Origin of the sequence: Aquabacterium parvum, assembly GCF_001447195.1 — a bacterium.
GTDB lineage: Bacteria > Pseudomonadota > Gammaproteobacteria > Burkholderiales > Burkholderiaceae_C > Aquabacterium > Aquabacterium parvum.
The window spans coordinates 34,394-51,748 of record NZ_LFRI01000236.1 but is presented as its reverse complement, the minus strand read 5'-3'; the positions used below and the strand labels follow the sequence as shown (position 1 = coordinate 51,748).

The 17,355-nt window shown below is 60.6% G+C and carries 18 protein-coding genes and 1 pseudogene; 4 read left to right on the top strand and 15 right to left on the bottom strand.

The window, feature by feature from the left end; translation table 11 throughout:
* Positions 1–139: 139 nt before the first annotated feature.
* The 10 genes from ABG80_RS08810 to ABG80_RS08765 all read right to left on the bottom strand — a co-directional run bounded on the left by ABG80_RS08810 (position 140) and on the right by ABG80_RS08765 (position 8,602).
* Entirely contained in the window at positions 140–646 is a 507-nt protein-coding gene (locus ABG80_RS08810; protein ID WP_058087350.1) for a TPM domain-containing protein, read from the bottom strand.
* Positions 640–1,476, bottom strand: a complete 837-nt coding sequence (locus tag ABG80_RS08805) for a TPM domain-containing protein (protein ID WP_058087349.1) — start codon at positions 1,474–1,476, stop codon at positions 640–642. Before ABG80_RS08805 ends, ABG80_RS08810 begins: the two co-directional genes overlap by 7 nt.
* A complete protein-coding gene (locus tag ABG80_RS08800; RefSeq protein WP_058087348.1) occupies positions 1,473–2,081 on the bottom strand; it encodes a LemA family protein in 609 nt (202 codons plus the stop codon). The genes ABG80_RS08805 and ABG80_RS08800 overlap by 4 nt, the downstream gene beginning before the upstream one ends.
* Positions 2,082–2,107: 26 nt before the next feature.
* The gene (locus ABG80_RS08795; RefSeq protein ID WP_083505945.1) at positions 2,108–3,901 is read right to left on the bottom strand and encodes a DUF3141 domain-containing protein; all 1,794 of its coding nucleotides are present in this window, start codon (positions 3,899–3,901) and stop codon (positions 2,108–2,110) included.
* 7 nt (positions 3,902–3,908) lie between these two features.
* The gene (locus tag ABG80_RS08790; protein WP_268760954.1) at positions 3,909–6,293 is read right to left on the bottom strand and encodes a heavy metal translocating P-type ATPase; all 2,385 of its coding nucleotides are present in this window, start codon (positions 6,291–6,293) and stop codon (positions 3,909–3,911) included.
* A 103-nt stretch (positions 6,294–6,396) separates the two neighbouring features.
* The gene (locus ABG80_RS08785; protein WP_083505947.1) at positions 6,397–6,705 is read right to left on the bottom strand and encodes a heavy-metal-associated domain-containing protein; all 309 of its coding nucleotides are present in this window, start codon (positions 6,703–6,705) and stop codon (positions 6,397–6,399) included.
* A 92-nt stretch (positions 6,706–6,797) separates the two neighbouring features.
* Positions 6,798–7,436, bottom strand: coding sequence for a methyltransferase family protein (locus tag ABG80_RS08780; protein WP_058087345.1), 639 nt, complete (start codon positions 7,434–7,436; stop codon positions 6,798–6,800).
* Positions 7,433–7,714 (bottom strand): DUF2933 domain-containing protein, encoded by a 282-nt coding sequence (locus ABG80_RS08775; RefSeq protein WP_058087344.1) that lies wholly within the window; start codon positions 7,712–7,714, stop codon positions 7,433–7,435. Before ABG80_RS08775 ends, ABG80_RS08780 begins: the two co-directional genes overlap by 4 nt.
* Before the next feature lie 26 nt (positions 7,715–7,740).
* Positions 7,741–8,172, bottom strand: a complete 432-nt coding sequence (locus ABG80_RS08770; RefSeq protein WP_200964289.1) for a hypothetical protein — start codon at positions 8,170–8,172, stop codon at positions 7,741–7,743.
* An 88-nt stretch (positions 8,173–8,260) separates the two neighbouring features.
* On the bottom strand, positions 8,261–8,602 hold the full coding sequence (locus tag ABG80_RS08765; protein ID WP_058087342.1) for a copper-binding protein: 342 nt from the start codon (positions 8,600–8,602) through the stop codon (positions 8,261–8,263).
* Between the two features lie 256 nt (positions 8,603–8,858).
* On the opposite strand from ABG80_RS08765, the gene ABG80_RS08760 reads away from it, so the two are divergent.
* Both ABG80_RS08760 and ABG80_RS08755 read left to right on the top strand, forming a co-directional pair.
* On the top strand, positions 8,859–9,542 hold the full coding sequence (locus ABG80_RS08760) for a heavy metal response regulator transcription factor (protein ID WP_058087341.1): 684 nt from the start codon (positions 8,859–8,861) through the stop codon (positions 9,540–9,542).
* Positions 9,543–10,919 carry a heavy metal sensor histidine kinase gene (locus ABG80_RS08755; RefSeq protein WP_058087340.1) on the top strand — a complete coding sequence of 459 codons (1,377 nt, stop codon included), beginning with the start codon at positions 9,543–9,545 and terminating at the stop codon, positions 10,917–10,919.
* A gap of 63 nt (positions 10,920–10,982) precedes the next feature.
* Here the strand turns inward: ABG80_RS08755 and copD are convergent, their stop codons facing one another.
* The 4 genes from copD to ABG80_RS08735 all read right to left on the bottom strand — a co-directional run bounded on the left by copD (position 10,983) and on the right by ABG80_RS08735 (position 15,376).
* Entirely contained in the window at positions 10,983–11,906 is a 924-nt protein-coding gene (copD, locus tag ABG80_RS08750) for a copper homeostasis membrane protein CopD (RefSeq protein WP_058087339.1), read from the bottom strand.
* A gap of 3 nt (positions 11,907–11,909) precedes the next feature.
* Positions 11,910–12,299, bottom strand: a complete 390-nt coding sequence (gene copC, locus ABG80_RS08745; RefSeq protein WP_058087361.1) for a copper homeostasis periplasmic binding protein CopC — start codon at positions 12,297–12,299, stop codon at positions 11,910–11,912.
* 225 nt (positions 12,300–12,524) lie between these two features.
* Positions 12,525–13,499, bottom strand: a complete 975-nt coding sequence (locus ABG80_RS08740; protein WP_235513793.1) for a copper resistance protein B — start codon at positions 13,497–13,499, stop codon at positions 12,525–12,527.
* 26 nt (positions 13,500–13,525) lie between these two features.
* Positions 13,526–15,376, bottom strand: coding sequence for a copper resistance system multicopper oxidase (locus ABG80_RS08735; RefSeq protein WP_058087338.1), 1,851 nt, complete (start codon positions 15,374–15,376; stop codon positions 13,526–13,528).
* 205 nt (positions 15,377–15,581) lie between these two features.
* Between ABG80_RS08735 and ABG80_RS21340 the strand changes: the two are divergent.
* Together ABG80_RS21340 and ABG80_RS08730 are read left to right on the top strand one after the other, a co-directional pair.
* Positions 15,582–15,831 (top strand): annotated as a pseudogene (locus tag ABG80_RS21340) (transposase); the annotation flags it as partial.
* 513 nt (positions 15,832–16,344) lie between these two features.
* The gene (locus ABG80_RS08730) at positions 16,345–16,980 is read left to right on the top strand and encodes an MBL fold metallo-hydrolase (protein WP_058087337.1); all 636 of its coding nucleotides are present in this window, start codon (positions 16,345–16,347) and stop codon (positions 16,978–16,980) included.
* A 78-nt stretch (positions 16,981–17,058) separates the two neighbouring features.
* Here the strand turns inward: ABG80_RS08730 and ABG80_RS08725 are convergent, their stop codons facing one another.
* On the bottom strand, positions 17,059–17,343 hold the full coding sequence (locus tag ABG80_RS08725) for a DUF2917 domain-containing protein (protein ID WP_058087336.1): 285 nt from the start codon (positions 17,341–17,343) through the stop codon (positions 17,059–17,061).
* Positions 17,344–17,355: the final 12 nt, after the last annotated feature.

Genomic DNA, 17,355 nt, shown 5'->3' with positions numbered 1-17,355 from the left:
CGTGGGCACATTACATTTCTGCAATGCTGGGCCCGTTGTCTTCATCGAAACTAACCAACAAACCATCTATCAACAGGACGGCGCATAGGTTTAGCCGTCTTGCCGTTTCACGATTTGTATTTCGATCGCTGAGCACGGCTCACAAAACCAGCGGGGTGTCTGGTAGCTCGTTATGGGCGGACCCTCGCGAAGGAAAATGCCGAGAGAGATGCTGCGCCACTGCGTCAATGCACTTGATGGCACCTTGTTCGTATTGGGCACTGCGAAACGAAGCCTCCATGTCACGGCACAGGGCCTCCCATCCGCCCGGTCCGACCCGGGCATGGATGCCCCGATCTGCAACAATTTCGACGCGCCGATCAGCCAGCAACAGGTAAATCAGTACACCGCTGTTGTGCTTGGTGTCCCAGATGCCCAGGAGAGAGAAGACCTCGATAGCCCGCTCACGCGCGGACTGGCCTTTCAGCAAAGGCCAGCCATCCAGCGCGCCTTCCACCACAAAGCGAATTTCGCCTGCATGACCGACTTCGGCCGCCTTGATGGCTTGCTCAATGGCTTTCATGGACTTGGGCGGAAAGGCACGGCGGACGCAACCGCGTGTGTTCGTCAAGTGCGACAAGATCCTGGCGAATTTGTTCATCACCATCTCCCGGACGCGCCGCCGCCGCCAAAACCACCGCCGCCACCTCCAAAACCACCGCCGCCGTGGCCACGGTGGCCTCGGCCGCCCATGGCAGCCAACAAGCCCACGCCCCCAGCGAGCGTGAACACAAGCGCCATCAGCCCAGCAGCCAAGGCCAGCGACAGTGCGCCCGCCATGAACCAGGTCACCCCTGCCACCACTCCGCCCGTGACCACCGCACCAGGCAAACGCCCCATCAACGCTCGCAAAATGCTGCCCAAGCCAAGTACCAAAATGATCGCCACTGGCGCAAATTGCTGCACGTCGTTGCCCCCCGGTTTGGGCCGCTCCTGCAGGGCAGGCAGAGGTTCACCATCAACCACGCGGATGATCTGATCAATCCCCGCCGCGATGCCACCCGCAAAATCCTGTTGCTTGAAGCGGGGCACGATGACCTCGCTGATGATGCGCTTGGACGTCGCGTCATTGAGCGCCCCCTCCAGGCCATAGCCAACCTCGATGCGCAAGGTGCGGTCGTCTTTGGCCACGACCAAAATGGCGCCATCGTCTACCTTCTTGCGCCCGATCTTCCACTGCTCGGCCACGCGCAGAGCGAACTGCTCAATGGGTTCAGGAGTAGTCGTGGGCACGATCAGCACGGCCAATTGAGAGCCCTTTCGGGTCTCAAAGGCTTCCAGCGCTTGAGTGAGGCTGGCTTGTTGTTCGGCGCTCAGCGTGCTGGTTTGATCAACCACGCGCCCGCTCAAGCGCGGCACGGGCACTTGCGCACCGGCCAGTGCCGTCCACCAGATAGCGATGGTGAACAGCAGCACTCGTGCGATGGTCGATGTCACTTCGATGCCCCGGCCGCAGCGCCGAAGTCCACAGTGGGGGGTTTGGCGATTTCCTTTTCGTTCTCCACGGCGAAGTTGGGCTTTTCCTTATAGCCCATGACCATGGCCGTGAGGTTTGAGGGAAAGGAGCGCACCGTCACGTTGTAGTCCTGGACTGACTTGATGTAGCGATTGCGCGCAACGGTGATGCGGTTTTCCGTGCCTTCCAGCTGAGCCTGCAGGTCCCGAAAGCCCTGGTTCGCACGCAACGTCGGGTAGTTCTCCGTCACCACCAGCAAACGAGACAGCGCGCCAGACAATTCACCTTGAGCCTGCTGGAATTTCTGGAAGGCCTGGGGATCGTTGACCAACTCAGGCGTGGCTTGGATGGACGTGGCCTTGGCGCGCGCCTCCACCACTTTGGTCAGCGTGCCTTGCTCGAAGTTGGCCTCACCTTTGACTGTGTTGACCAGGTTGGGGACCAGATCGGCCCGCCGCTGATACTGGTTCACCACCTCTGACCAGCTTGCCTTTATCTGCTCGTCGGTCGTTTGGAAGGTGTTGTAGCCGCAACCGCTCAGGCTCAGGGCTGCTGCGGACGTCGTGATGGCGATCAGCTTGCGCATGTCACTCCTCCAGATTGGATGGTGATTTAAAGGTCTTGAACTTCTTGGCAGAAGTACATCTGGAACAGGGTCTCGCCCATGGCATCGCGCAGGTGTCGGCCGTTGTCCATGACGTCGGCCAGGCTCTTGGCCGCTTGTGCCTGGGTTTTCAAAAAAACATTGCCGGGATCAACAGGCTGCCTGTTGTCATTGGCCCAGGCCGCCCAAGGTGTCAGCGAGGCGGCCAAAGGATTGAGCGCCGTCGCAAAGGCATAGCGCTGAACGCGCATTGGATGCATCCACTTTTGGAGTGCAGCACCCCAGGGGTTGGCCACGGCACGCACCCACGGGCTGACCCAACTGGCATACACAGACTCGTTCATTTGCGAAACCTGGCGTACCTTCTCGAAAGCCTGCCTGGGGTAGGCGTAGTGCACGTCCTCCACTTGCCTCTCCTCATAGTGCACGCGTGCGGCGCCAAGAGATCCCTCTGCCTCATCAGCAGAATCAATGACCATCTGGTAGAGCCCGGGTGGAAGGGTTTCGATGTGTTTCAACTCCTGCAAGATGGCGTGGTGCTCATGACGCGCGACGCTGGCCGAGACAAAGATGCCCAGATGCCCCACATGCCCGTTGATCAGGTACACGATGCGCTGACCGGCGTCCTTAAGCGCCTGGGTGGTGGGGTAGACAGCGGGAATCCAGTTCAGCGCCTGATGCGGCGGGGTGATGTTGTCGGCGCTGGAGGCGAAGATCACCACCGGCTGACGGATGCGGCGCAGGTCGGCTACACAGTGCTCGCAGATGCGCATCAGGCCTTGTTCAAGTTGGTTCCCGATGAACAAATTCTCCACGATGGTCTTGATCTCTTCACGGCTCAAGAAGTAGTAGCCGCTCCACCAGCGCTCGAAATCCAGGAAGCGCTCACGCTCGGTGTCAACCTGAGAGAACAACTGATAGTTCTTGGTGAAATACGAGTGCGCCGGGTTCAAACTCTCAAAATTCTGAACCAGCCAGGCGCCGTCAAACAGGCCGTTGCCCAGGTCCGACGTGAAGTGGGACAACCAGGCGCCTCCCAAAAAGGCGCCAGCCAGCCGCATGGGGTTCACATCCGAGGCTCCCGCCCAATACGACAGCGGCGAGCCGTTCATCACCACCGGGCCGGCTGTACCTTCGCAGTCAGCGGCCAGCAAGGCTACCGCCCAGCCGCCCTGGCAGTTGCCGTACAGAACCGGCGCCACACCGTCATGCAACTCGCACACCTTCGCTACGAAGCGGCGCAAGGTGTGGTGGACGTCGGCCAGCGTCTGCTCAGGACGAGGTTCGGGGAAGAACACCACGAAATAGACCGCCCGGCCATCGGCCAAGGCCATGCCCACTTCAGAGTCGCGCTTGAATCCCCCGATGCCTGGGCCGTGACCGGCACGCGGGTCCACTACGAGGATAGGCCTGTGGTCGGGGGAAACCTTAGTCGGCCCATCTTCTTTGGCGGGCAGGATGCGCAACAGGGCGTAGTTCACCGGCACAGCGAACTGCCTTGCATCCAGCACCACCTCATGCGCGAAGTCCAGCAAGGGTGGCATCCCTGCCGCTTCGTGGGAGAGCATGTTGTCGGCACGCTGGCGCAACACATCCATGAACAAGATCGAGCGCTGAACCACATCGACTTGGTAGCGAAACAACTGCTCAGTCACGCTTTGATGACCGCCTGTAATTTGAATTTCAGGTTCACTGGCGGCGCTGGCCTTGGCACTATCTTCACCAACCACCAGTCCCTTACCACTGGCGACCAAGGTGCCCGCTGTTGCTGGGAGCTTGCGAGGTTTCAATATAGTCTTCATGAGGAGCTCACACTTTTGACGAACGCAAGCGAAGGGCATTGCCGATCACCGAAGCCGAACTGAAGCTCATCGCCAGCGCAGCAATCAGCGGCGACAGCAGCCAGCCTGTCAGCGGGTACAGCACACCGGCCGCAATCGGAATGCCCAAGGCGTTGTAGAGGAAGGCAAACATCAGGTTTTGCTTCATGTTGCCTACGGTGTCCTCCGACAGGGAGCGGGCGACCGCGATGCCGCGCAGATCCCCCTTGACCAGCGTGACCTGGGCGCTGTTCATCGCCACGTCCGTACCAGTGCCCATGGCAATCCCAACGTCGGCTTTGGCCAGCGCCGGTGCATCGTTGATGCCATCACCGGCCATCGCCACGACTCGGCCTTCCTTCTGTAAACGAGCCACCAGCTCTAGCTTGTCTGCCGGCTTGACCTCGCCATGCACCTCGTCAATGCCCAGCCGTGCGCCGACCGAGCGCGCCGTGGTCAGACCATCCCCGGTCGCCATCACGATGCGCAGTCCGGCCGCCTTCAGCGTGGCGAGCGCCTCAGGTGTGCTCGCCTTGACCGGATCGGAGACTGCCAGCAAGCCCGCCAGCTGACCGTCGACCGCCAGGTGCATCACGCTCGCGCCCTCCGAGCGCAGCGCCTCCGCCTGCGGAACCAGAGCCTGAACGGACACACCGAGCTGGTCCATCAACGCCGTGTTGCCCAGCGCCAGTTCGCGGGCACCTACGTGGCCCCGCACACCGATCCCCGAGCCCGACTCGAAGTTCTCCGGCTTGCCCAGGGACAGGCCGCGCTCGCGTGCCGCGCGCACGATGGCGTCGGCCAGCGGATGCTCGCTGCCTTGGTCCAGGCTGGCCGCCAGGCGCAGCACCTCGGCCTCGTCGAACCCCGCTGCGGCCACCGCACGGTCGAACGCCGGTCGCCCTTCGGTTAGCGTGCCGGTCTTGTCGATGATCAGCGTGTCAATCTTGCGCAGGTTCTCGATCGCAGCAGCGTCGCGGAACAGCACGCCATGTGTGGCCCCGCGACCGGTGGCCACCATGATCGACATCGGTGTGGCCAGCCCCAGCGCGCAAGGGCAGGCGATGATCAAAACCGCCACAGCGTTGATCAGTGCATAGACCCAGCTAGGCTGTGGACCGAGAAAGCCCCAGACAAAGAATGTCAGCAGTGCGATCGCAACCACGGCCACCACAAAGTAGCCAGCGACCAGATCGGCCATGCGCTGCATCGGTGCCTTGGAACGCTGCGCCTGCGCCACCATCTGTACGATCTGCGACAGCATGGTGGCCGAGCCGACTTTCTCTGATCGCATCACCAGCGCGCCATTCGTGTTCAGCGTCGCGCCGATGACACTGTCGCCCACTCGCTTGGTCACCGGCACCGGCTCGCCAGTTAGCATGGACTCGTCCACTGCGCTGCTGCCCTCTGTCACCGTGCCATCCACCGGCACCTTCTCGCCGGGACGGATGCGCAGCAGGTCCCCCACATGCACATGGGTCAGCGGCACATCCTCCTCAGTGCCGTCGGGACGGATGCGACGCGCCGTCTTGGGCGCCAGACCCAGCAGCGACTTGATCGCAGCCGAGGTCTGCGAGCGGGCCTTCAGTTCCAGCACCTGCCCCAACAAGGTCAGCGAGATGATGACGGCGGCCGCTTCGAAGTAGACCGCGACCCGACCCATGGAGATGAACGAGTCCGGAAAGACCTGTGGAGCCACGGTGGCGACCACGCTGTAGACAAAGGCGGCGCCGGTGCCCAGGCCGATCAGGGTCCACATGTTGGGGCTGCGGTTAACAACCGACTGCCAGCCCCGCGAGAAGAAAGGCCAGCCAGCCCACAGCACGATCGGCAGCGACAACACCAACTCAATCCAGCTCTGCACTGCCATATCGAACCAGTTGAGCCGATGGCCGGCCATCGCAAGGATCGTCACCACCACTGTGAGCGGCAGCGTCCACCAGAATCGGCGGCGAAAGTCGCTCAGCTCGGGGTTCTCGTCCTCCTCCAGCTCAGGGATCAGTGGCTCCAGTGTCATACCGCACTTGGGACAGCTGCCTGGATGGTCCTGCCTGATCTCGGGGTGCATCGGGCAGGTGTAGATCGCCGCGGGCGTCGACGGCGCAGGCGCAGTGGACGCCGGCGCAGCATCGGGCGACTGCACATAGCGCAGCGGATTGGTCGCGAACTTACTCTGGCAGCCAGCGCTGCAGAAATAGTAGGGTCGTCCTTCGTGGACGAGCGTGTGAGCAGACTGCTCGGTCACTGCCATGCCGCAGACAGGATCCTTCAGTGACGGCGCGACCTCCGCCCCTTCAGGCGGGTGATCATCACCGTCAGAACCTGCGTGATGGTGGTTATGGTGGGCGTGTTCGTGCATGGTCTCGTTTTCCATATTCATTCTTCTGCATTGGCGCCCAAACAGGTGCGCCATGGTCGGCTTGTCGGCCCGTTGCCGTCACCATCGTCCGCGGGTAAGCCTGTCAAACTGACGGAACTCAGTGTCCGCAGCAGCACCCTCGACCTGTGCGAGCGCCACTGCCACAACTGGTTGCGGCGTTTTCGGGTTCACTGCGCAGCCCGTCCAAGGCCAACGCAACTGACTCCGCTGGGTAACCTGCCGCCGCGAGGGCTTGCAACAGCACTGGCTGCACCGTGTCAGCCGCATCGACGCTGGCGCGCACCAAGCCGCTTTCAAGCTCCACCTCGGCGCTGTGCACCCCTGCCACGCCCAACGCGGCCTTGCTGACACGCGAGACACACGCGCCGCAGGTCATGCCCGTCACCTTCAGTTCGATCTGTTCCATGCTCTGCTCCATTCAGCCAAGATCATCTGGCTGGCGGCTACCAGACAAACGTACGTTTTGCCCCCTTCATGAGGGGCACACCCGCCAATCGGTCATTTCAACTTCAGTCGAGGAATGAACCTGGGTGTCTTCTGCGCATAGCGTTCGAACTCATCGCCAAAACTTGCACGCATCTCGGCCTCTTCTGTGATGGCAAGACGCCCATACATGGCCAGCAAAATCGGGAACATGATCAGCGTCAGCAAGGTGGGCCACTGCAACAAAAAGCCAAGTAGGATCATCACGAAGGCGACGTACTGTGGGTGCCGAATGCGTGCATAGGGCCCAGATGTGGCCAACCCGTGGCGGCGCTGTGCGTGGTACAGCACATTCCAGGACTTGGATAACAAATAGAAGCCATAGCCCAGAAAAATGTAGCTACCGATGTGAAGGATGCCGAAATGCGGATCCCCCTTCTCGCCCAGGAGCGTGGACCATAAATGGCCGGAGTTGTGGGAGAGAAGGTCAAGACCAGGGAATCGAGTCTGGAGCCATCCTGACAACAGGTAAATCGTCAGAGGGAAACCATACATCTCCACAAACAAGGCAACGATGAACGCGGAAAAGGCACTGAATGAACGCCAATCCCGCGTTGTCGCAGGCTTGAAGAAGCTGAAGGCGAACATGATGAAGATCGCCGAATTGAAGATGACCAGAGACCACAGGCCATACGCAGGATCAGCATGATTCATGATGGCTCTCCTGGCTCTCCTGGCTTGCGTGACTTCGCGCTGCTCGGTTTGTCCGGCTGGCCCGGGTGCTGATTCTGATGACCATGCCCGCCATGCATGAAGACGTGCATCAGCGGACAGGCCAAAAGAAGCAGATATGGCAAAGCGCCCACCACATGGGCCAAATGCTCCGCCAGCAGAAAGTAGGCTGTGACGCCACCAATCACCACCAAACCGATGGCATAGCGTGTCGTCCAGAAGTTCGGGGGCGAATCATGGCCCTTGTGTTGGTGGTTCATGCGATTCTCCGATCAATTGATGCGAATCAGTTGGCTGGAGCCGGGGGCATACGATCCATCATCATCTGCATCATGGACTCCATCATGTCCATGCGTTTTTCCATCATTTGCTGACGGCTGGCCATGTCACCCTTCATGCCCTTGCCTCCCATCTGTTTCATCATGGTCATGCCTTCCTGCATCGTCTTCATGTGCTCAGCCATCAGGGCCTGACGCGCTTCAGGGGTGGGGGCAGCCATCATCTTTTCGTGCATGGCTTGCATCGACTTCATGTGCTGGTCCATCGCCGCCATCTTGTCCGCCCCCATGGCTTTCACTGGCGCTTTTTTGACAGGCCCTGCCGCCGAAGCTGCGCCCGCTGGATGGTGGGCTTGATGTTCCTCGGCAGCCTGTGCGAAGGCCCCCATCGATGCCGTCGCGGCACAGAGTGCAATCAGAGTCTTGCGAATGTTGGTAATGGTTTTCTCCTGTCAGGGTTTGAAATCAGCCGATGCCCGTCCTGGCTCCAGGAGACATGGCGGCTACAGCACGCAGGGTCAGCGTTTTTTATTGGGCAGGCTGGATATCGGTGACCACCAGCTTTCCGCCCTCGTTCACTACCATGAACTTGACCTTGTCTCCCGGCTTGACTTGGGACAGCAAGCTCTTGTCCTTCACCGTGAACACCATGGTCATGCCTGGCATGTCCATGTGCAAGATGTCGCCATGTTTGATCGTGATCTTGCCGTTGGCGACGTCCAGTTTCTTAATTTCTCCGTCGGTCATGGCGGCCGGATGCGACATGCCCATCTTGCTGTGATCCATGGCTGTTTGAGCAAAGCTGCTCACAGGTATGACCACACTCAGGGCCAACGCAGAAATGGTCAGCAGTTGGTTGATTTTGTTCATGGTTTCCTCTGATGAATACGAGTAGCTGTATGTGTCGATGCTGTCGCGTCAGGGCATGTCAACAAGCCAAAGAGCACCCTTCTGGTGTGATGGACTCGACATGCACTCCTGGTCTGCGACGCCGTGAACTCTAGGACTCATTCTGAAGAGTTATTCCTGACAAAAAGCCATCTACCAAATTACATGTTTGTTATCTACATGTCAGCGGCACTAAAGCTTGTCACACTATCCTCACACCAGAGAGAGAAGAACGAACATGCGCATCTTGATCGTCGAAGACGAGCCCAAAACCGGTGAGTACCTGCGCCAAGGCTTGCGTGAAGCCGGGTTTTTTGTTGATCTCGCCCAGAACGGGACGGATGGCTTGCATTTGATGGAGCACAGCGAGTTTGACTTGGTGATTCTGGATGTGATGCTTCCGGGCCTGAACGGTTGGCAGGTATTGCAGGCCATGCGCGAACGGGGTCTGCAGACGTCGGTCATGTTCCTGACCGCGCGCGATCAGGTGGAGGACCGCGTGAAGGGCCTGGAGTTGGGCGCCGAGGACTACCTGGTCAAGCCCTTCTCATTTGCCGAGCTGTTGGCACGCGTGCGCATCATCTTGCGGCGAGGTCGCAGCGGGAACGAGCCCACAAGACTGAAGGTGGCTGACCTGGATTTGGATTTGCTGCGTCGGCGTGTCTCGCGCGCGGGCAAGCGCATCGACCTGACGGCCAAGGAATTCGGGCTCCTCGAACTCCTGATGCGACGTCAGGGCGAAGTCCTCCCTCGCTCGCTGATCGCGTCGCAGGTGTGGGACATGAATTTCGATAGCGACACCAATGTGATCGAGGTGGCCATGCGGCGTCTGCGCGTGAAGATCGACGAGGGGCACGATACCAAGCTGATTCAGACGGTCCGTGGCATGGGCTATGTGCTGGAAGCGCCGGAGGATCAGTAAGTGCTGCGCCATCTTTCGTTGACCAGCCGCCTGACTGTGTTTTTCACGATCGTGGCGGCCACCGTTGTGCTCGGTTTGGGTTACTTGCTCTTGCTGGCAACGGATCAGCATTTCCAGGAGCTTGACCGTACGACCTTGGAAGACAAGCAGCACTTGATCGACGAAATTTTGACCAAGTCCAATTCACTTGGAGACGCGCGCTCCCGGCTGAGTGAGGCACTGAATCATCATCATGGACTCTATGTGCTGGTCAAGGTACCAGGTGGTGACGTGATCTTCCAAACCAATGGTGTCGGCGATCTAGCCAAGGACTTCAGCGCAGACAGCATTCAAGGCGACCACGCGCAGCCCACCAGGGAACACGGGGAAGGTGACTTTCACGCAGTCCACTCTCAATCATCACCCGGGTACGATCAGGTCAAACGATTAGATGTCACGGTTGCGATTGAGACAGCACACCATCAGAAGTTTCTGACCGAGTTGCAAGGCAAACTGGTGATCTACGCCGTCATTGCAACGCTCATCAGTGGTGTTCTGGGTTGGATCGCTGCGCATCAAGGCATGGCCCCGCTTCGCGACATGAAGACACGAGCGGCTGGGGTGACGGGCCAACAACTGGAAAGGCGCATGCCTGTTGAGGCCGTACCGATTGAGATGGCTGACCTGGCACGCGAGTTGAACCAGATGTTAGGCAGGCTTCAGGAGGACTTCCTGCGCCTGTCAGAGTTCTCATCGGACCTGGCCCATGAACTGCGCACCCCCATCAGCAACTTGCTCACACAGACGCAGGTGACGCTCTCCGCCGACCGGGATGCACCTACCTACCGCGACGTCCTCGCATCCAACGCCGAAGAGTTGCAGCGCCTGGCTCGCATGGTATCGGACATGTTGTTCCTGGCCAAGACCGAGCGAGGCGTTGACCTGCCCAACAAGGAGCGTTTCTCGGCGGCACGTGAAGTACAGGCACTGTTGGAGTTCTATGACGCTGTTGCCGATGACAAACGCATCTGCTTGAGCACTCACGGCGATGGACAGATTTACGGTGACCGGTTGATGTTTCGTCGCGCCGTGAGCAACCTGCTGTCGAACGCACTCCGCCATACGCCGAAAGAGGGTGTCGTTCAAATTGCCATTGTTGCGTCAGCGAAAACCACCGAGATCACAGTTGAGAACACGGGCCAAGATATTGATCCTCTTGTGTTGCCAAGGTTGTTTGACCGCTTCTATCGCGCAGATCCTGCAAGATCGCATCCTGACTCTGATGGAACTGGGCTTGGCCTGTCGATTACAAAGGCCATCGTTGAAGCCCATGGTGGCAATGCCTCGGCCCGATCAGGAGGCGGTAAAACGCAATTCACCTTGTCATTTCCACACTGACAGGCGTCAGACCTCAGTGGCTTTGGTCGGCAGGTTGGGGTTCACGTAATCGCGATGCGACCGTCATTGGGTTGGAGAAAGAACGCCTAGCCATGCAACACATGCGATAACAAGGACCACCATGCATGCCTCAATGACCAGGCTGCGACGCAACAGTACGGCCGCTTGCGCATGATCTCCTATGCTCAGCGCCACTTCGAGTCGCGGGCTCAACTGGAAGCGGTTGGCAGCTGCCAATCCGAGCATGCCGATGAACAATGCGATCTTCAGTGCGAGCAGGCCGCCATAGAGCGTCGTGAAAATCGGCTTGACTGACGCACCCACGATCAGCAGATAGTTGACGATGCCCGTCACGACCAGCGTCGACACGATCACGGTGCCAAGCTGCGCAAAGCCATTTGACAGCCGGCTCAGAATCTCGACCGATTCGTTTGTCGTTGCAGCCCGATGCATCGCCAGCATGACGAAGGCAAAAAGTGCCCCGATCCAGGCGCCGGCCGCCAACAAATGGGCGATGTCAGACCCCAGGTGCAGATAGCCCTGAGCCCCTTCACTCATCGCGCCGTGTCCGGACCAAGCCAACGTTGCGAGTGCCAGAGCGCTCAAGGCGGTCGAGCCAATCAGCCGGTGCACTGTGCGCAGCTTCGACACGGCGAGACCGACGCATGCAACAAGGGCCAGCAGACGAACCGACCAGGCAATGCCCACAGCCGTCTCCGAAATGATCATCTCGAAGACGTTGCTGTTCAGCTCTCCATAAGTGGCAGCGCCGGACATGGCCTTGGCGAGCACTGCCATGGCGCCGAGCGATAACGCGATGCCCACGAGCGCACCGGCAAAAGCTGCGCGGGCGAAGCGCTGCGCGACGAGGGACGAACGACTGTCCAGACGAAGTGCGTACACACCGAACAGGGAGACACCAAAGGTCGCGCCCAGATCCATGTACACCGCGAAGCGCAGCGCAATGTTGAGCCAATCGTCCGTCATGGCTCACTTCACCTGGAAGGTAAAGCTTCCCTTGACTGGGTGGGTGTCCGAAGAGACGGCCCGCCATTCCACGCGGTAGTCGCCGGCGACCAAGGGGCTGGCGGGAGTGATGATCATCGTCTTGCCATCGCTGGCACCAGCGACGCTGGCGTTGATCTTCATCGCGCCGTGGTTCGGCATCCCCGGCATGCCGGTCATGATGAGATTCGCGCCCGAGAATTGCGTGGTCAGCGTTTCGGAAAACTTCAATTCGATTTTCGCGGGAGCCGGGCCCTGGGACTTGTCCGCCGGTGAGCTGGACAACAGTGCCGGATGGGCAAATGCTGCCGTTGTAGCGAACAAGGCGGAGGCGACAGCGAGGGTCGCTTTGGAGAAGAGGTTTGAGAGCGTCATGAATAATCCCATGCAGTGGGAGTGATGGAGGGAAAAGCAGAACGTGGGACTTGAAGGTCCTTCGAATTCTTCAACATCGGAAACCGAGGGGGGAGATATCCACCAAATCATGATTGGCATGCCGCTCGGTCAGGCAGCAAATTGCTGGCTGAGGTGTCACGGTGAGTTTTCATCATGATTCCCAGTTTGGTTAGGGGCAAGTGGATGGGTGCGCCAGAGGCGCTGTCAGAACCAGAACCGCAGGCCAGCCACGAAGCGTGTTTGCTTTGCTCGTCCGCCTTCGGCGCTGACGTAGTCGGCCGTCTTCCCGAACGAGCCCGCACGCTCGATGCCGATGTAGGGCGCGAATTGGCGGCTGATCTCGTAGCGCAACCTCAGCCCGGCCGATGCCTCGGCTAGGCCGCTGCCGATGCGCCGCTCGGGATCGTCCTTGCCGTAGAACTGCGTCTCGACCTTCGGCACCAGGATCAGTCGTTGCGAGATTAGCAACTCATAGCTCGCTTCGAGCCTCAAGGCCGTCCTTCCGCCATTGCCCACATAGGCGGTAGCGTCCAATTCGAACCAGTAGGGCGCCAGCCCCTGCATGCCGAAGGCCAGCCATTGGCGACTGGGGCCTTCACCGCTGTCCAGCCGCACCCCAACCTGGGTGTCCCAGTACGAGGCGATGGCGCGGCCCCATAGCAGCTCGGTGCGAGACTCCTCAAGCTTACCGTTGGAGATGGCGCCTTCGGCTTTCAAGGCCAGCCGGTTGTAGGTCGTACCGTACCAACCCTGGAAGTTGTAGGCCGTGCTGTCGCCCCCCTTGCGGGTGAATTGACGCTCCAGGGTTTCACCGAGGAGCGAACCGAAGCGGTGCTCGTCGGCCAGCATCAGGCGAGGAACGCCAGGAACTGCATAATCGCCTTCGCCGAGCTTCAGGCCATTGGAATAGGCATGCGGGTCGCGCGCGTCCGCCGGCGCCGAGCCGCCCTGCATCTTCATGTCGCCGTGGTCCATGGCCGGGGGCGCATCGCCTTGCGTAGTGCTATGCCCGGCGTGAGGGTCTGCCGCAGTCGGGGCAGGCGCCGTATCTGGCTGCTCCGAGGTTGCACCGTGGTGCGCGCTGTGGTCCTCGGACGCGGCAGTCTGGGCATGCGCGTTCACGGTGGTCAACGTTGCTACCAGCATGGCCAACGTTGGGAGATATCCTGGTTTGAACATTTTGGGGTTCCTTTTCTCGCTGGGACTCACGACACCACGACCTCGCGGAACATGCCTGCGTCCATGTGGAACATCAGGTGGCAGTGCCAAGCCCAACGTCCGAGTGCGTCGGCCGTCACAAGGAAGCTGATTCGCTGCGCGGGTTGCACAGGCAAGGTGTGCCGACGTGCGAGGAACTTGCCGTCAGGGCTCTCCAGCTCGCTCCACATGCCGTGCAGGTGCATGGGGTGCGTCATCATCGTGTCGTTGTGCAGAATGACCCGCAGGCGCTCGTTGTGGCGGAAGTGCACGGGCGTGGAGTTGCCGAACTCGAGCCCGTCAAGCGACCAGGTGTAGCGCTCCATGTTGCCGGTCAGGTGCAGCTCGACCTCTCGCCCAGGGCCTCGGCTGTCCATCGGTCCTGACGGCGTGTGCAGGTCAGCGAGCGTGAGCACCCGACGGCCGTTGTTTCGCAGGCCGATTCCAGGGTCGTCCAGGTTGGTGCGCGCCATGTCGACACGCATGTCCGTGCTCGCGCCGTATTCCGTGCGCGCGTGGCGTGCCAGAGTCGACGGAATCGCCAGACTGCCGGCGGCCGCCGCGTGCTTGCTGTGATCCATGGCCATCGCGCCGTGGTTCATGCCCTGCATGGCGCTGTGATCCATTCCGGCCATCCCGGTCATTTCGGGCATCCCCGCCATGGCGGTCATCTCCATGCTCTCGCCTTCTGCTGAGCCATGGTCCATGCTCCCCATCATGTCGGCCATGGTCAACCACTGGACGGGATCGAGCGCGGGCACAGGTGCCTGCAGGCCCTCGCGCACAGCCAGCGTAGCGCGCGCATAGCCGGTCCTGTCCATCGCCTGCGCGAAGATCGTGTAAGCATCGTCTCGGGGCTCTACGATCACGTCGATCGTTTCTCCAGGGCCGAAGCGGAATTCGTCCACAGTAATGGGCTCAATGTCCACCCCGTCGACATGCACAACCTTGAGCTTCAGGCCGGGGATGCGCACGTCATAGAAGGTGTTGCCCGCGCCGTTGACCATGCGCAGACGCACCCGCTCGCCAGCCTTGAACAACGCCGTCCAATTGCCGGCCGGCGTGACGCCGTTGGCAAGATAGGTCAGGGTCTGCGCAGATAGATCGGCCAGATCGGTCGGATTCATGCGCGTCTCGTTCCACATCTTGCGCTTGGCGAGTGAAACCTGCAGTCCATCGCGGGACACATCGCGGAAGAAGTCGATGGCGGTCGGCTGGTTGTAGTTGTAGTAGTCGCCCTGAGCCTTCAGCTTGGCGAAGACCCGCATCGGATCCTCGTCGGTCCAGTCCGAGAAGAGCAGGACATGGTCTCGGTCGGCCTGGATGGTCTGCGGACCAGCCGGGTCGATGATGATGGCACCGTACATGCCGGTCAGTTCCTGGAATCCGGAATGCGAGTGGTACCAGTAGGAGCCGCTTTGCTGAACCTTGAAACGGTAGGTGAAGGTCGCCCCGGGTGCGATACCGGGGAAGCTGATACCGGGCACACCGTCCATCTGGTATGGAAGGATGATGCCATGCCAGTGGATGGAGGTCGCCTCGCGCAACCGATTCGTCACCCGGATGGTCACCTCTTCGCCCTCGCGCCAGCGCAGGGTCGGAGCAGGCAGGGACCCGTTGATCGTCGTGGCGACGCCGGGCTGCCCGGTGAAGTTAACTGGCGACTCCGCGATCACCAGGTCAAAAGTATTTCCGCGCAGAACGGGCGCCGTGCCGCGGCTGAGCTGACCTGCCTGCGCGAGCGCCTTCATCGCCGGTAGCGACAAGCCGCTGAGTACACCACCAGCGGTCAGCCCCTGGACAAAGCGGCGACGGCTCAAGCCGGCAGATGGGAAGACAAGAGGGTTTCGAGGTGCCATGTCGGGTTTCCTGGAGATGCAATTGGGTGTTGCTCCTGGGTGCCACCTGGGGCACCCACCTTGGCGCAGTAGGCAATAGCTTACGGAGGCGGACCTTTCCCTTGAATGACCTGCGCATTACATTCGCGTAATGGTGCGGAAGGCCTGGATAAATCGTCCGAACACGTCCGTGGCACCTGCGTGGTTGCCTGAGCTCATTGAGCTCATGAAGCAAGCGAGAGTTAGATGGGGAACTTCGACGAGACGCACGCGGCATCGAAGCTCCTCGATGGTCCGAATTGGTAGAGTTGATCGCTCCCTACATGCCAGAAGGCAAACGTGGCCTTCCGCCGTTTCCGGTGGAGTAGCAACTGTGCATCCAGTTCATGCAGCAGTGGTTTACGTTGAACGATCTGGCCATGGAAGAAGCGTTGCATGACATGCCGCTATTCCGTTACTTCACTGGCCTGGGTGGCTAGACCGACCGCTTGTCCCTGCGTAGCGCAATTTCATAGCGGGCGATCCAACTTACGCTACGGGTCGGTTTGAGCCGGTCACTCTGCGCAGAGCGACCATTCAAACCGGCTTGCTGCCTGCAGTGCCGTCGAGCGACTGGTGTTAGTTGCAAAGCAGTCGGTTGAGGCCACCGGCCCTCAATGTTCGCTATTGGCAGTCGCTGCCGTCCAGGAACCACCCGCGAATGTCGCAGATCAGCCTTTAGCCGTCATGGCGCGCCGGTCGACTCGTCCACCTGACTGTCGGTTAGCTTGCATCCAATGACGATTTCATCCGATCGGCTGGGACGGGATTTACGGCTGTTGGCGCGTTGACTGGGCCGAGAAGCGCACCAAGTGCTACCCTTTCCAGAAGGTGTTTTGAATCAAGGCGTTTTGAAACTATGTTTCGCCCTGTCAGAGGGTCGGATGGCGCAGTTTTGAAACCTTGTTTTGAATTTTGTGACTTTGTTCAGAAGAACTACCATCGGCGTCATGCTGCGCCGCCTCACCCTCCCCGTCACCGCCTTCGAACAGAACTGCTCCCTCGTCTGGTGTGACGAGACGAACGAGGCCGCCCTCATCGACCCGGGTGGCGACATCGGCAAGCTGCTGCAAGCGGTCGAAGAACGCGGCCTGACGCTCAAGGCCCTGTGGCTCACCCACGCCCACATCGACCACGCCGGCGGCACCGGCACGCTGGCGCGCACCCTGACCCTGCCCATCATCGGCCCGCACGAGGGAGACCAGTTCTGGATCGACGCCCTGCCCCAGCAAAGCCAGATGTTCGGCTTTCCGCAGGCCGAGCCCTTCGCGCCCACGCGCTGGCTGCACGATGGCGACGAGGTCGAGATCGGCAAGCAGACGCTCAAGGTGCTGCACTGCCCCGGCCACACGCCCGGCCACGTCGTGTTCTTCCACGACGGCACGCGCCACGCCTTCGTGGGCGACGTGCTGTTCAACGGCGGCATCGGGCGCACCGACTTCCCCGGTGGCAACCATGGTGACCTGATCCGCGCCATCACGCAGCACCTGCTGCCGCTGGGCGACGACATCACGTTCACGCCGGGTCACGGGCCGGAAAGCACCTTCGGCGAAGAGCGTCAGTTCAACCCCTTCCTCAAACGCTGACCCTGCGCTCGCACCCACGAGGGGTGCGTCGCCCGTGTCGACCACGCCGCGCAGGGCCACCAAGGCAGGTTCCTTGCGTCAAGGCAACGGCTGGCGTTCGTAAGCGCTGCCGTCCCGCACGAACGACTCCAGCACCACCTCTTCCGGCCGAGCCGCCACGTGCCCATGTGACGGACTGAGCACGTGGTCCAATGGATCGCCTTGCCGCGTCATCCACACCTGCCCATGGCGAACCAGCAGGGCGTCACCGGCACGCAGTCGAAGCCGATGAACCTGTCCTGCGGGCAGCACCACCGGCCCCTTGAGGTTGACGGAGGTGACGGGCGCGAGCGCGGGGACCAAACCCCTGATCCAGTTGAACATGGTGAGCCTCGT

Coding starts and splice junctions, on each gene's coding strand:
- ABG80_RS08810 (WP_058087350.1), bottom strand. CDS start 646: ATGGTGATGAACAAATTCGCCAGGATCTTGTCGCACTTGACGAACACA.
- ABG80_RS08800 (WP_058087348.1), bottom strand. CDS start 2,081: ATGCGCAAGCTGATCGCCATCACGACGTCCGCAGCAGCCCTGAGCCTG.
- ABG80_RS08795 (WP_083505945.1), bottom strand. CDS start 3,901: ATGAAGACTATATTGAAACCTCGCAAGCTCCCAGCAACAGCGGGCACC.
- ABG80_RS08790 (WP_268760954.1), bottom strand. CDS start 6,293: ATGGAAAACGAGACCATGCACGAACACGCCCACCATAACCACCATCAC.
- ABG80_RS08785 (WP_083505947.1), bottom strand. CDS start 6,705: ATGGAACAGATCGAACTGAAGGTGACGGGCATGACCTGCGGCGCGTGT.
- ABG80_RS08780 (WP_058087345.1), bottom strand. CDS start 7,436: ATGAATCATGCTGATCCTGCGTATGGCCTGTGGTCTCTGGTCATCTTC.
- ABG80_RS08775 (WP_058087344.1), bottom strand. CDS start 7,714: ATGAACCACCAACACAAGGGCCATGATTCGCCCCCGAACTTCTGGACG.
- ABG80_RS08765 (WP_058087342.1), bottom strand. CDS start 8,602: ATGAACAAAATCAACCAACTGCTGACCATTTCTGCGTTGGCCCTGAGT.
- ABG80_RS08760 (WP_058087341.1), top strand. CDS start 8,859: ATGCGCATCTTGATCGTCGAAGACGAGCCCAAAACCGGTGAGTACCTG.
- copD (WP_058087339.1), bottom strand. CDS start 11,906: ATGACGGACGATTGGCTCAACATTGCGCTGCGCTTCGCGGTGTACATG.
- copC (WP_058087361.1), bottom strand. CDS start 12,299: ATGACGCTCTCAAACCTCTTCTCCAAAGCGACCCTCGCTGTCGCCTCC.
- ABG80_RS08740 (WP_235513793.1), bottom strand. CDS start 13,499: ATGTTCAAACCAGGATATCTCCCAACGTTGGCCATGCTGGTAGCAACG.
- ABG80_RS08735 (WP_058087338.1), bottom strand. CDS start 15,376: ATGGCACCTCGAAACCCTCTTGTCTTCCCATCTGCCGGCTTGAGCCGT.
- ABG80_RS08730 (WP_058087337.1), top strand. CDS start 16,345: ATGCTGCGCCGCCTCACCCTCCCCGTCACCGCCTTCGAACAGAACTGC.
- ABG80_RS08725 (WP_058087336.1), bottom strand. CDS start 17,343: ATGTTCAACTGGATCAGGGGTTTGGTCCCCGCGCTCGCGCCCGTCACC.